This window comes from Deltaproteobacteria bacterium (assembly GCA_021159305.1).
Classification (GTDB): domain Bacteria; phylum Campylobacterota_A; class Desulfurellia; order JAGGSF01; family JAGGSF01; genus JAGGSF01.
In genome coordinates this window covers 1-13,724 of record JAGGSB010000040.1, presented here as the reverse complement: position 1 = coordinate 13,724, position 13,724 = coordinate 1, and the positions used below count along the sequence as shown (strand labels likewise).

Here is a 13,724-nt window from a genome sequence, read left to right as displayed (position 1 = left end):
AAATCCCTCCTCTGAAAATGCTCGTCTATTTGTAGAAAAATTACTATCTTAAAGATGATAACGGCGATCAACTTCACTAAGTCGGGTGACAAGCTCAGAATGTCCCAAAACTGACTAATTTAATGGAGGGGGTTAACCCCCTCCATTAAATTTAATACATTCCTGGCATTCCGCCGCCGCCTGGAGGCATGCCTTCAGGCATAGATGGTTTTTCTTCTGGAATTTCTGCGATTGCTGTTTCTGTCATAAGCAGTAGTCCTGCTACAGAAGCCGCATTCTGTAAGGCTACTCTTTCTACCTTTGCAGGGTCGGTAATACCAGTTTTGAGCATATCTGCATACTCACCCTTTCTGGCATCGAAACCCATATTCTCAACAGTTGATTCTCTCACCTTATTGATAATAACGGAGCCTTCATATCCGGCATTGTCTGCGATTACTCTGGTAGGTTCTTCCAATACCTTCCTAATGATGTTCATTCCCATTTTCTGGTCTTCGTTCTCTGCTTCTAAACCTTCCAGTACTTTTTGGCACCTTAAGAGAGCGACTCCTCCGCCAGGGAGAATTCCTTCTTCCACTGCGGCTTTGGTAGCACTCAATGCACCTTCTACCCTCTGTTTCTTCTCCTTCATCGCCGATTCTGTAGCTGCACCTACTTTTATCACACCTACGCCCCCGGCCAGTTTCGCCTTTCTCTCTTTTAGTTTCTCCTTGTCATATTCGCTGGTTGACTGCTCAAGTTGTGCATCTATTTGTTCTATACGTTCTTGTATATCTTCTTTTTTGCCTTTACCATTAACGATGGTTGTATTTTCTTTATCTACTATTATTTTATCTGCTGCACCTAAGAAAGAGAGGTCGGCAGCATCTAATTTTGTGCCTGTTTCTTCAGATATTACTATCCCGCCGGTTAAAATAGCAATATCTCTCAGCATTTCTTTTCTTCTATCGCCGAACCCTGGTGCTTTTACTGCACAACAATTTACCGTTCCTCTAAGCTTATTTACTACAAGTGTAGCTAATGCTTCACCCTCTACTTCTTCTGCAATAACTAAGAACGGTTTTCCTGTTTTTGCCATTTTCTCCACTAATGGTAAAAATTCTGCCATAGTGCTGATCTTTTTATCTGTAACAACAATGTATGGATTTTCCAATTCACATATCATTTTTCCTGCATCAGTTACAAAGTAGGGAGAGACATAACCTCTATCAAACTTCATCCCCTCTACAACCTCTAATGTTGTTTCTATGCCTTTTGCCTCTTCAACGGTAATTACACCATCTTTTCCTACCTTTTCCATTGCATCTGCAATGATATCTCCTATTTCTTTCTCGTTGTTAGCAGCAATAGTAGCTACTTCCGATATTTGTCTCTTTTCCGTTATCGGCGTGGACTGTCTTTTGATTTCTTCCACCACTTTTTTTACTGTTTTGTCTATGCCTCTTTTTACCTCTATTGCATTTGCTCCGGCGGTAATGCTTCTTAACCCTTCCCTAAAGATAGCGCGGGCAATAACAGTTGCCGTTGTTGTTCCATCACCAGCTGCATCTGATGTTTTGGAAGCTACTTCCCGCACCAGTTGCGCACCCATGTTTTCATAAGGGTCTTTCAATTCAACTTCTCTTGCTACGGATACGCCATCTTTGGTAACGGTAGGAGCTCCATATTTTCTTTCTAAAATGACATTTCTTCCTCTGGGACCTAAAGTTACCGCTACTGCGTCGGCTAACTGATTTATCCCTTTTAATATTTTATCTCTTGACTCATCTCCAAACAATAACTGTTTACCTGGCATACATTCCTCCTTTGTTAGTCCTCAAAAATTCCTAAGATATCTTCTTCCTTTAAGATGATGTAATCTTCGCCTCCCATTTTTACCTCTGTGCCACTGTACTTTGCGAACAGCACCTTGTCATTTTTCTTGATATTTTCTACTTCGTTGCCCACCTCTATGATTTCTGCTTTTTGTGGCTTCTCTTTGACCGTATCCGGAATAATAATTCCTGATTCTGTTTTTTCCTCGCTTTCCAAAAGCTTCGCTAACAGATGATCAGCCAATGGTTTAAATCCCATAAACCCCTCCTTAAATAAGATAAATTAGCACTCAACCATGCCGAGTGCTAACAGTATTAAATTTTTTACCAAATTGCAAATCATAATATCATGGATTTAAGCCTGTTATGATGATCTATTTAAAGATAATGTGAAATAATGACTGTTTTCTCAAGATTACTCTGCAATGCAATCCTTGTGTATATCTTTTTTGATTATCTCCTTTAATTCTAAGGCATTTTTTATGGCATAACCAAAGGCATCATTGTTAAAATAGACAAACACATTACGATTGAACCTAAATTGAGAGAGAATATATTCTGCATCCTGTTGTAATTCTTTTCTATTGTAACACCCTGCATAGAGAGGGGAACCGTGTCTTCTTATGTAAATGAACGGATAGTCATCTGTAACTTCTACTAAATTAGGCCAATCTGATTGGCAGAGCGCCATCTTTTGTTGTTTTATCATATCATGTGCTTCTCGGCAGAACCAGGACGGATGTCTAAATTCAAAAGTGTGGTGATAATTGGTATAGGGATGAAGAGCATCTAAGAAGTCTTTTAATCTGCTTAGATTGCATTTAAAATTAGGGGGCAGCTGCCATAGGATCATTCCCAATTTTTCTTTTAGTAGAGAAACTTTTTCAAAGAAGCGTTTAATAGGCTCGGTGCAGTTCTTCAGTCTTTTTATGTGGGTTATAAAACGACTGCCTTTTATGGTAAATAAAAAATCCTTTGGTGTTCGTTCATACCAACTCAAAAAAGCCTTTTCTTGAGGAAGGCGATAAAAGGTAACATTTAATTCTACTGTATCGAAAAATTGGCTGTAATATTCTAATTGTTTTCGTTGGGGTAGTTTTAGAGGATAAAAAACTCCCTGCCAATGTTTATAATAGTAGCCGCTGGTACCAATCCATACTTTAGCCATTCACCTTAGTCTAATATACTTTTCTCGTATTTACAAATACGCTTATTTAATATAACATAATTCATATGAAATTAGGACTGCTGGGATTCCCAAAGGTTGGAAAGAAAACGTTGTTTGAACTTTTGACAGGTAAAGAGGCTGATCTTTCTAAAGGTATAGGCTTAGCTTATGTCAGAGATGAGCGTTTCAATCAACTGGTCAAGATGTATAAACCCAAGAAGACAGTTCCGGCTACATTGGAATTTTCGATTATTCCGGATATAGGGGAACAAAATAACACCAAAACCTTTCAGACCATACAGGATGTAGATGTTCTATGCTATGTTACAAGGGCATTCAAAGATGATACGGTATTTCACATAAAAGGCAGTATGGATCCTGCAAGGGATATAGAAATGGTAAACGATGAGTTGATCTTAAATGATCTCTTGTTTATAGAAAAACGCAGCAGTAAGTTGAAGAAAGAATTTACGAAAAAATCTGCACAGTCCAAATTAAATGAAGAAAAATTGCTTTTGCGTTTTAAGCAACATCTGGAAGGAGGAAAACCCTTGCGTGTCTTAGCCCTTTCTGATGAAGAGAAGAAGTTTGTAAAAAGTTGCCCGTTTTTAACCGTTAAAAATATGATTGTGGTGTTGAATGTGGGAGAAGATGACATTACAGATGATAAATTATTAGAAACATTGAAAAAACGTTTTGCCGACCAAAACATGGAATGGGCTCAAGTATCGGCAAAGCTTGAAAAGGAAATCTCTGTAATGGAATCCGAAGAGGAAAGACAGGATTTTCTGAAGGAGATGGGGATAGGTGTTCCTGCTTTAGAGAAACTCACCATATTATCCTACAAAGCATTGGGTTTAATTACATTTTTCACTGTGGGAAAAGATGAGGTTAGAGCATGGATGATCCCTCAAGGTTCCAGAGCGCCGGAGGCTGCTCGTGCTGTTCACACAGATATGGAAAGAGGTTTTATTCGAGCACAAGTTGTAAAATACGACGATCTTATCAAGCTGGGAAGTGAAAAGAATGTTAAAGAATCTGGTAAATATATGCTTAAAGGTAAAGATTATATCGTTGAGGATGGCGATATCTTGAATTTTCTCTTTAATGTGTAAATATCACATTGACTTTTACTCACCCTTCCAATAACATTTGCCAATGATAAAGAGGGAGATATGTTTCCATCTATAGGACCAACTGAGCTCTTGATAATTACCCTCATCGCTATCGTTGTTGTAGGCCCACGAAGGCTTCCTGAAATTATGCGAGGAGTAGCGAGGTTCTATCGGTCATTAAAGGGTAGCGTAGATGACTTAAAGAATAATGTAAAAAGTTCTATAAACATAGATGATGAGGATGAGCCATTTTATAAGAAATCGGTAGACAAGGTGCTTAATTTGGATAGTAGGGAAAAGGATGACAAGGGAGAAGAATCAGCAAAAAGAAGCAACGGTTCTTGAACACCTGGAAGAACTGCGTCGTAGGTTAATCTTCATTATCATTGGCATAATCGTGGCTTTATGTATAACATATCCTTTTTCCAAAAATCTTTTACATATTATTATTTCCCCCCTTCTTATTACATTACCGAAGGGAAGCCACATTATATTTACCGGTTTGACAGAGGCATTCTGGATGAGACTGCAAATCTCGTTAGTAGCGGCTATATTCTTAAGTTCTCCCTGGTTGTTTCTTCAGATATGGTTATTCGTGAAGCCAGGTTTAAAAATAGAAGAAAGACGAATTGCCATCCCTCTAATTACTTCATTGACTATATTTTTTATAGGTGGTGCTTTGTTTGCTTATGAGCTGGTTTTTCCGTATGCATTTAAATTTCTTTTGAGTTATGGGGGGAGTGAGCTTACACCTCTTCCAGGCATAAAACAGTATATTGGCTTTGCATTAAAACTCATCTTTGCCTTTGGGGTCGTGTTTGAAATGCCAATTGTCAGTTTTTTCCTCTCTCGATTGGGACTAATTGATGCAAAAATACTTATTAAAAAAGCAGATTATGCAATTCTCGGCATATTTATTGTGGCCGCTATATTTACTCCGCCTGATATATTTACTCAACTTTTGATGGCTGGTCCCCTGATATTTTTATACGGCTTAAGTATTGTTGTGGCTGCCATATTTTCCACCAAAAAAAGGAAAGAACTCTATGAATGAAGTTCTTGTTTTTATTTTTGGTCTTATTCTGGGTAGTTTCTTAAATGTATGTGTATATAGAATACCGCGTAATGAATCTTTGCTATATCCTCCTTCGCATTGTCCGTCTTGCGGCGCGCATATCAGGTGGTTTGATAACATTCCAATTCTAAGTTATATTATCTTAAAAGGTAAATGTCGAAACTGTAAGGCTCGTATATCTATACGCTATTTGATTGTGGAATTTCTTTCAGCTGTAATTCTCGTTCTTCTGTATGAAAGATTTTCATTTTCTTTTCTTTTCTTAAAATATGCAATATTCAGTTACGCTCTCTTTGTTATCGCATTGATTGATATTGAACACTTCATTGTTCCAGATAAGATTGTTTTTCCTTTAATCGCCTTAGGTATACTATTTTCATTACCCCATCACATTTTAGGGTCAGTCATAGGAGTAGTAGGTGGTTTTGTTTTGTTTGTCCTTATTGCTGTCATGGGTAAAATTTTATTCAAGAAGGAAGCGTTGGGTGGAGGAGATATAAAACTAATTGCTGCTTGCGGTGCTTTTTTGGGTATACCAGGGGTTATAATTACAACTTTCTTGAGTGCATTGCTTGGCAGTATCTTCGGTATATATTTTATTATATTCAAAAAGGGTAAAATCTCATCGCAAGTTCCCTTTGCTCCCTTTATCTCTGTTGCCGCTTTTCTCTACATTTTTTATGGGGAGATAATTGTAAGATGGTACTTTAATGCTTAAAATCGTAGATAAATACATAATAAAACAACTTACAAAAACATTTCTCTCTTCATTTATTATATTAACAGTATTAATGCTATTGGCAGGCATTATTCAAATATCTCACATTGTTTTTGCGCGGGGCATTACACTAAACATACTGTTCAAGATTTTTTACCAGCAGGCAACATTTGTTGCTATATTTACCATTCCTATGGCGCTTACCGTAGCTGTCAATTTTGTATATGCAGATTTTGCCAAGAATAATGAAATTGTTGCTTTTCAAACCAGCGGTATAAGCAAACTCAACATATATAAACCTGCCCTTTACTTTACCATATTCGTATTTCTCATAGCTTTTCTAAATGTATCATCTATAGCTTACAAACAGAGGGGAGAATTTCATCTTACATTGCTTCAGTTAGCCAAGCATAGGATATATTCGAAAATTTCAGAGAGGTCTTTCTTTCATTTCTCAAAGGGATCTGTTATTTATGCGGAGACAATTTCTCCTGATACCTTAGAGCTTAAATCTATATTTTTGCAAACACCGCGAGAGATAATCATGGCTAAAGAAGGGCGTTTTTGGGACTCGCCGGAAGGAACAATATTTTCGATGAAAAATGGAAATATGTATAAAGAAACGGGTGCAGCAGTAGAAGTTGCTACCTTCAGGGAGTTCAATACCCTTATTTCCCCTCAAAGATTTGTTCAGCAGGCAGAAGAAATAAGAAGGGAACCTAAGTATATGAGCATGTGGCAGCTGTTTCACACAAAGAGTGATTTCGCAAGGATGCAGATTAATAAGATGTTTGTGCTGTCATTTTCTGTGTTTATTCTCTCCTTGATTGCTTTTAGTTTGGGTGTAATTTCTAAGGCAGGCAAGTCTGCGGGATTTATTTTATGTGTAGGAATTTTCGTTTTATTTTATATTTTCCAGATATTCGGTGAAGGTGTTGCCAAATCTGCAAATATCCCATTTTATATGTGGTTACCTAATATAATTCTGGCTATTTTTGGTATAATTTTGTTTCTATCTGTGGTTCGGAGGTAATTTTTATGACACAAATCGTAGATTTGAGCTTAAAAATTCTAAGGGGGAATTTTTATGCATATTATAGACCTTATGGATAATAAAAAACCGTTTGTCTCTCTTGAGTTCTTTCCTCCTAAGGATCAAACCCTGTGGCCAAAATTTTTTGAGATAGTGGAGAAGTTAAAAATTGTTAATCCCCTATTTGTTTCTGTTACCTGCGGAGCCTTGGGCAGTAGTCAGGAATATACTAAGGAAATTACCATTCGCTTGAAAGAAAAACTTAATCTGGAACCTATGGCACATTTAACCTGTATAGGTAGCTCTACAGACAAACTCCATTCTTTTCTGAAAGCGCTACTTAATGCAAGGGTAGATAATGTGTTGGCGCTGAGAGGAGATTTCCCCCAAGATAAAACATTTAACTATAAAGAAGGTGAATTTAAACATGCCTCAGACCTGGTATCTTTTCTTCGTAAACACTATCCGCAATTTGGTATTGCCGTTGCCAGTTATCCAGAAGGCCATCCTGAATCTTTTAGTTTAGAAGAGGACTTAAAGTTTCTCAAACTAAAGTTGGATGAAGGTGCAGACTTTGCCATTACCCAACTTTTTTTTGATAACAATATCTATTGGAACTTTTTAGAGAGAGTGAGAGATCTTGGCATCGACAAACCTATTGTTCCCGGGATTCTACCTGTGACAAGCCTCACAGCTCTTGAGCGTATTCTCTCTCAATGCGGAGCGAGTATTCCAGAACAGTTTTTAAGAGACCTGCACATTGCCGACGAAAAAGGTGGTGCTGAAGCGGTGCGGGCATTGGGGATAAAATATGCGACAATGCAAATAAAGGAGCTTTTGGACAGAGGGGTCCCTGGTGTGCATATTTATACCTTAAATAGGGTGAAGACTTGTTTGAACATCTTTAGGGCACTTGGTTTGGTATGATATTTATGGTGCGGTCTTTCCAGATTTCAGCTTGACGGCAAATATGAAGAAGTATAAATAAAAGCTTATGATTGCACCTACAGTTGCTTATATTAATATGGATAACTTAATTCACAATTACTGTCTTGTAGAAAAACTGACGAAGGATGCATCTATTATACCCATTGTGAAAGCGGATGCTTATAATCACGGTTCCATAGAGGTAAGCCACACACTGTCTTCTTTTTCTTCTCTTGCATATTTTGGCGTTGCACATGTCCAGGAAGGTAAAATCTTAAGGGAAAATGGTATTAAAAAACCCATTCTTGTTTTGTCCTGCATATTAGATGATGATTTTCACATCATATATGAATATGATTTTACTCCTGTTCTTTACAGTCTTTCGCTGATAGAGAAGATGGCAAACTTTGCCAAACAAAGAGGAAAAAGGATAAATGCTCATATTAAAATAGATACAGGAATGAACAGACTGGGAATCAGCTATAAAGATGCACAAAAAAGTTATGAAAAACTCAAAGAATACAGAGATTTTTTAAATGTAGAGGGAATAATGTCTCATCTCTGTTGCGCGGATAGTGATGATGAATTTACATTGCTTCAGTTGAACAGATTTAACGATGTCGTTTCATTTTTAGAAGGTAGGGGGTTTTACTTCAAGTACAAGCACATTGCCAACAGTGCAGCAATAGTAAAGTTTCCACAAACATATTTGAATTGCACAAGGCCGGGTATTATCCTCTATGGCTATATGCCTGAGCAAAACATATCCAATCCGGGTTTTAAGCCTGTACTTTCCATAAAATCACATATAATCCATATCCATGACTTATACCCGGGAGAAGGAGTAAGCTACAACAGAACATTCGTCACTAAAGAAAAATTAAAAATAGGTGTAGTTGCTATAGGATATGCTGATGGTTTTCAAAGAACGCTTTCCAATAACTTTTATGTGTTGATTAAAGGGGAAAAATCAGCCATAATCGGTAATGTATGTATGGATATGGCTATGTGTGATTTAACATATATAGACGCAAAGGTAGGTGATGAGGTAATAATACTGGGGACAGACCAGGGGGAGAAGATAGATGCCTGGACACTCGCTTCAAAAACGAATACCATCCCTTATGAAATTCTTACCAGTATAGGAGAAAGAGTGCACCGCATCTATGTAAAGAAATGATTGCTTTCTTTTGTGCAATTGGTCATGGAGTATTACACTTTATACAACAGACAGGTGAACTGTTCATCCTTCTTCTAAAATCTTTATCGAATATAATAAAATCACCGTTGAGAATACATGAAACCGTTGAACAGATGTATTTGATAGGAGTGAATGCTACCTTCGTGGTTGCTCTTACCTCACTGTTTGCAGGTATGGTAGAGGCGTTGCAGATATATTACGGATTTCACAAGTTTGGGGCAGAAAGCATGATGGGATATACTGTTGCGGTTACCCTGGGAAGAGAAGTATCACCCGTTCTTGCCGCTTTAATGATTACAGCCCGCAGTACCTCAGCCATGGCTGCAGAAATAGGCACCATGAAAGTAACAGAGCAGATAGATGCATTGAGGTCAATGGCAGTTGATCCTATACACTATTTATCTACCCCCCGTATTGTAGCTGCAACTATAATGACTCCTGTGCTCGTTATCTTATCCAATATTGTAGGAAATATCGGGGGATATCTCGTAAGTGTAGATGTTTTAAATATAAATTCGGTTGCCTACCTGAGAAATATAGAGGTTTATCTGACTATGCATGATCTAACCTATGGACTTATAAAAGGCGCGGTGTTTGGCTTGCTCATATCTGCTATTGGTTGTTTTATGGGTTTTAAAACTACAGGCGGAGCTAAAGGTGTAGGTAGGTTCACAACCAAGGCAGTGGTAACTGCCAGTGTAGCTATACTAATTGCTGATTACTTTTTAACTGCTATTATGTTTTAAGATGATTAAGATAGAGAATTTGTGTAAGAGTTTTAAAAAACAAAAAGTATTAGAAAACTTGAATATTTCGATTTATAAAGGTAAAGTGACAGTAATATTGGGGATGAGTGGAATGGGGAAGAGTGTGCTTTTGAAACATATTATAGGACTTTTGAAACCGGATAGCGGAAAGATAATAGTTGACGGTGTAGATATTGTTCCTCTAAATGAAAAAAAGCTGAATAAAATAAGAATGAAATTTGGTATGTTATTTCAAGATGCAGCTTTGTTTGACTACATGAATGTGCTTGACAATGTTGCTTTTCCATTAAAGGAACATACCAAAATGGCGCATAAGCAGATAAAAGAAAGGGCAAGAGAAATTTTGTATTCATTGGGATTAAGAGGAGCAAAAGAAAAAATGCCGGATGAGCTTTCGGGAGGAATGAGAAAACGGGTAGGCTTGGCAAGGGCTATAATCTCAGATCCGGAGATAATGCTGTTTGATGAGCCCACAACAGGGTTAGATCCTATAACATCCACCTCCATAGCACAATTGATTAAAAAAACACAATACGAGAGAAAAATAACAGTAGTTATCATTACTCATGAGCTTAACTTGACAAGAGATATCGCAGATTATGTAGGAATGCTGCATAATGGGAAGATTATAGAATTCTCTACACAAGATATGTTTATGAAAAGTGAAAACCCCTATGTTAAACAATTTTTGGAAGGTAGCTCTCAAGGACCGGTAAGCGTATGAAAAAAACAGAATTTATAGTAGGATTGTTTGTTGTTCTCGTCTTGATTGCCTTTGGTTATATGACATTAAAGGTAGGAAAGTGGAGCATAAAAAAAGAAAAGGTATACTGTGTTTACGGTCTATTTGAAAATGCCTCTGGGTTAGAGGCGAAGAGGCATATTAGGGCTGCAGGAGTAGATATAGGATATATTAAGGATATTACACTAAGAGGTAAGGAAGCAAGAGTGGAAATGGCTATATACGATAAGTATAAAATACCAAAAGATTCCATTGCTTATGTAAAAAGTGTGGGGCTTTTGGGGGAAAAATGCATAGATATAAACTTGGGCATGTCAAACAAATACCTGTCTGACGGCGATGAGATTGAACGAACGGAATCCGAAGTGGAATTAACTGAAATAGCACGGAATATAAACAGGATACTGAGTGGTGAAAACATAAAGATGATGACAAAAACATTGCAAAATTTAGAAAGTCTTACTTCAAGAATATCCCTACAAGTAGAAGAAAACAGAGAGGATTTTAGAGCATCGGTAGAAAATGTGAGACAGATAACGCAGACCTTAAAAAAAGACATACCTATAATTACTGCCAGGCTTATAGAAGTAGAAGAAAAAGCCAACCAAATGTTAGGAGAAAACAGAAAAGATGTAAGGGAAACGATAGCTCAGGCCAGAATAGCTATGAACAAATTGAATAAAACACTGGGTAATATGGGAGAAATTACAGAAGATATTAATCAGGGAAAGGGAACAATTGGCAAGCTGGTAAAAGATGAAAAAATGTATCATGAAATATCCAGCACATTAAGACAGGTCAAGCATCAGCTTCAAAAAGCAGAGCGGATGCTTGTAAAGATAGGCACAAAGGGTGAGTATGGAACAAGACATAGTGATTTTAAGGGATATGTAGGAGCTACTATTTATACCTCTCCAGATAGATTTTACATAGTGGAAGCAGTTGCAGAGAAAAACTACAAAAACGAGGATCCATCAGATTCAAATACCATCCGAGTAAACGCTGAATTAGGCAAGAGATATGGGAATTTAGCATTAAGAGGAGGTATAATAGAATCTACCTTCGGGGTGGGAACAGATTATTACCTATTTAATGATAATTTAAAGCTCTCTTTTGATGCCTTTGATTTTAATCATGATAATGACTATAGAGATGACAAAGCACAGCTGAAATTAGGTGCTGATTACACTATAATGCGTCACTTTCACCTATACGGTGGTGTAGATGAACTCATAAATTCAAAAACTCGCACTATATTCCTGGGTGGTGGAATGGATTTTGTAAATGAAGATGTAAAATACATGGTAACAAAAGTGCCTCTAAGCTTTAAATAGGTCAGAATTTTATCTGTTTAATATACAAAATCCCACTAATTTGAGAAAGTTTATCAACTACGGAAGGGGGCGCAGGTATATCTATTTTGACTAAGGCTAATGCTTCTTCACCGCCCCTTTTCCTGGCTAAGCGAAAATCAGCAATATTTATGTTGTTTTCGCCTAAGATTGTGCCTACTTGACCAATTACACCAGGTTTATCATAATTTTTTATAACGATGATTATTCCTGACGGTTCAATTTCCATAGAAAAACCGTCTATAGTTACTATTCTTGCCCTGTTCTCTTCAAAAACCGTACCCCCAACGCTTAATTTTTCCTTATCGGTCCATACGCTCAATTGCACAAAGTTCTTGAAGTAAAGAGGTTTTATTTCTTTTTCCTTTTCTACGACAATACCTCTTTCTTTGGTCAAGTAAGGAGCGTTTACATAGTTTACATCTTCACCCAAGATAGGCTTAAGCAAGCCGACTAGCGAGAAAACTCGTAGAGACTCTATAAACTCACTGATTTCCCCTCTTCCTTCTATTTGTACTCGTTGTATGGAACCATTTGCCACTTGCACTATAAAAGAACCTATCTGCTCCGCCAAACCGAAAAATGGTTGGAGATGGTCCGGTATTTCTCCTTTGACAAAAGGCAAATTTACGGCGTTTGCGTAATCGCGTCCTTTTAATGCATCCATAACTTGTTGTGCCATTTGCATTCCTACCCTTATCTGGGATTCACGAGTACTTCCGCCTATATGTGGAGTTACAAATACATTCTCCAACTCAAATATTTTATGATTTTTGACGGGTTCACTATCAAAAACATCAATGCTTAGTGATTTTATTTTCCCGTTTTTCAGGGCATCATAGAGGTCATTTTCGTTGTACAACCCTCCTCTGGCACAATTTATAAGTATCACACCATCTTTCATTTTTTCTATCTCTCTTGAGGTGATCATATTATATGTTTCCTCTGTTTTCGGTGTATGTATAGTGATAATATCGGATACTGCCAAAAGCTCGTCTAAACTGTCTACTATTTTACATCCTAAACTTGCTGCCTTTTCCTTCTTGATGTAAGGATCATAGGTTACAATTTTAGCGCCAAAACTCATACATCTTGTAGCAACCCTTGAACCTATTCTTCCAAAGCCTATTATGCCTACTGTTTTTTCATTCAACTCCGTTCCTACCCATTTTCTTCTATTCCATATATGATTGTGCTTCAATTCATAACAGGCGTTAGGTAGAGACCTCAGGGCACATAAGATGTGAGTCATTGTCAACTCCACTGCAGCTAAGGTATTACCGGCAGGGACATTCATTACAATAATGCCTCTTCTGGACGCTTCCTCTATATCTATATTATCTACTCCTACACCTGCACGACCAATAATTTTAAGCCTCCCTGCTTTACTTAAAAAAATTTTATCAATTGTTGTTGCACTGCGTGTTATCACTGCATCTGCATCTTCAACAAAATTAAGTAGCTCACTCTTAGATACAGTATCTCTTATTTCTAATTTTATTTCTGGATTATCTTTTAGAAGTTCTATTCCTTCTTCTGCCACCCTATCACACAAGATAACTTTAAACAATTTACAATCTCCTCCTCTCTCAAATTATTTTTCCCGGTTTATCATAAGAAATACCCACTACATAACCGCGAATTTTAGCTATCCTTAAAATATCCCTGCTATTTCGCTGGACAGTTTATTTTCTATAACGGGAACCGCCTCTTGCATGTTTATGTTCGTTTTTGTTGCCTCAACCACGATACGGGTACGGTAAGCTTGATAATTAGAAACGGCATGATGAGATGATTTTATAGTCGTTCCTA

At 37.3% G+C, this 13,724-nt stretch carries 15 protein-coding genes; 10 read left to right on the top strand and 5 right to left on the bottom strand.

What is annotated here, in order from left to right; genetic code table 11:
• Positions 1-151 precede the first annotated feature (151 nt).
• The 3 genes from groL to J7J10_02870 all read right to left on the bottom strand — a co-directional run bounded on the left by groL (position 152) and on the right by J7J10_02870 (position 2,982).
• Complete coding sequence (gene groL, locus J7J10_02880) at positions 152-1,795, bottom strand: chaperonin GroEL (protein ID MCD6129877.1); 1,644 nt, start codon at positions 1,793-1,795, stop codon at positions 152-154.
• A gap of 14 nt (positions 1,796-1,809) precedes the next feature.
• On the bottom strand, positions 1,810-2,073 hold the full coding sequence (locus J7J10_02875; protein MCD6129876.1) for a co-chaperone GroES: 264 nt from the start codon (positions 2,071-2,073) through the stop codon (positions 1,810-1,812).
• Positions 2,074-2,229: 156 nt separating this feature from the next.
• Entirely contained in the window at positions 2,230-2,982 is a 753-nt protein-coding gene (locus J7J10_02870) for a DUF72 domain-containing protein (GenBank protein MCD6129875.1), read from the bottom strand.
• A gap of 65 nt (positions 2,983-3,047) precedes the next feature.
• Here J7J10_02870 and ychF point away from each other — a divergent pair, with 65 nt between their 5' ends.
• From ychF to J7J10_02820, 10 genes are all read left to right on the top strand, one after another.
• On the top strand, positions 3,048-4,097 hold the full coding sequence (ychF, locus tag J7J10_02865) for a redox-regulated ATPase YchF (GenBank protein MCD6129874.1): 1,050 nt from the start codon (positions 3,048-3,050) through the stop codon (positions 4,095-4,097).
• Positions 4,098-4,157: 60 nt separating this feature from the next.
• Positions 4,158-4,442 carry a twin-arginine translocase subunit TatB gene (gene tatB, locus J7J10_02860; GenBank protein ID MCD6129873.1) on the top strand — a complete coding sequence of 95 codons (285 nt, stop codon included), beginning with the start codon at positions 4,158-4,160 and terminating at the stop codon, positions 4,440-4,442.
• A complete protein-coding gene (gene tatC / locus J7J10_02855; protein ID MCD6129872.1) occupies positions 4,399-5,151 on the top strand; it encodes a twin-arginine translocase subunit TatC in 753 nt (250 codons plus the stop codon). The genes tatB and tatC overlap by 44 nt, the downstream gene beginning before the upstream one ends.
• Positions 5,144-5,890, top strand: a complete 747-nt coding sequence (locus tag J7J10_02850; GenBank protein ID MCD6129871.1) for a prepilin peptidase — start codon at positions 5,144-5,146, stop codon at positions 5,888-5,890. The genes tatC and J7J10_02850 overlap by 8 nt, the downstream gene beginning before the upstream one ends.
• On the top strand, positions 5,883-6,923 hold the full coding sequence (locus tag J7J10_02845; protein ID MCD6129870.1) for an LptF/LptG family permease: 1,041 nt from the start codon (positions 5,883-5,885) through the stop codon (positions 6,921-6,923). Before J7J10_02850 ends, J7J10_02845 begins: the two co-directional genes overlap by 8 nt.
• A gap of 54 nt (positions 6,924-6,977) precedes the next feature.
• Entirely contained in the window at positions 6,978-7,850 is an 873-nt protein-coding gene (gene metF / locus J7J10_02840) for a methylenetetrahydrofolate reductase [NAD(P)H] (GenBank protein MCD6129869.1), read from the top strand.
• A 67-nt stretch (positions 7,851-7,917) separates the two neighbouring features.
• Positions 7,918-9,030: an alanine racemase gene (alr, locus tag J7J10_02835; protein MCD6129868.1), complete on the top strand. Its 1,113-nt coding sequence runs from the start codon at positions 7,918-7,920 to the stop codon at positions 9,028-9,030.
• Entirely contained in the window at positions 9,027-9,797 is a 771-nt protein-coding gene (locus J7J10_02830) for an ABC transporter permease (GenBank protein ID MCD6129867.1), read from the top strand. The genes alr and J7J10_02830 overlap by 4 nt, the downstream gene beginning before the upstream one ends.
• Before the next feature lies 1 nt (position 9,798).
• A complete protein-coding gene (locus J7J10_02825; protein ID MCD6129866.1) occupies positions 9,799-10,542 on the top strand; it encodes an ABC transporter ATP-binding protein in 744 nt (247 codons plus the stop codon).
• Positions 10,539-11,894, top strand: coding sequence for an MCE family protein (locus J7J10_02820; protein MCD6129865.1), 1,356 nt, complete (start codon positions 10,539-10,541; stop codon positions 11,892-11,894). Before J7J10_02825 ends, J7J10_02820 begins: the two co-directional genes overlap by 4 nt.
• A gap of 1 nt (position 11,895) precedes the next feature.
• Here the strand turns inward: J7J10_02820 and J7J10_02815 are convergent, their stop codons facing one another.
• Both J7J10_02815 and J7J10_02810 read right to left on the bottom strand, forming a co-directional pair.
• On the bottom strand, positions 11,896-13,482 hold the full coding sequence (locus J7J10_02815; protein ID MCD6129864.1) for a phosphoglycerate dehydrogenase: 1,587 nt from the start codon (positions 13,480-13,482) through the stop codon (positions 11,896-11,898).
• Between the two features lie 84 nt (positions 13,483-13,566).
• The coding region (locus tag J7J10_02810; GenBank protein ID MCD6129863.1) for a conjugal transfer protein TraT at positions 13,567-13,724 on the bottom strand (158 nt) is incomplete at its 5' end.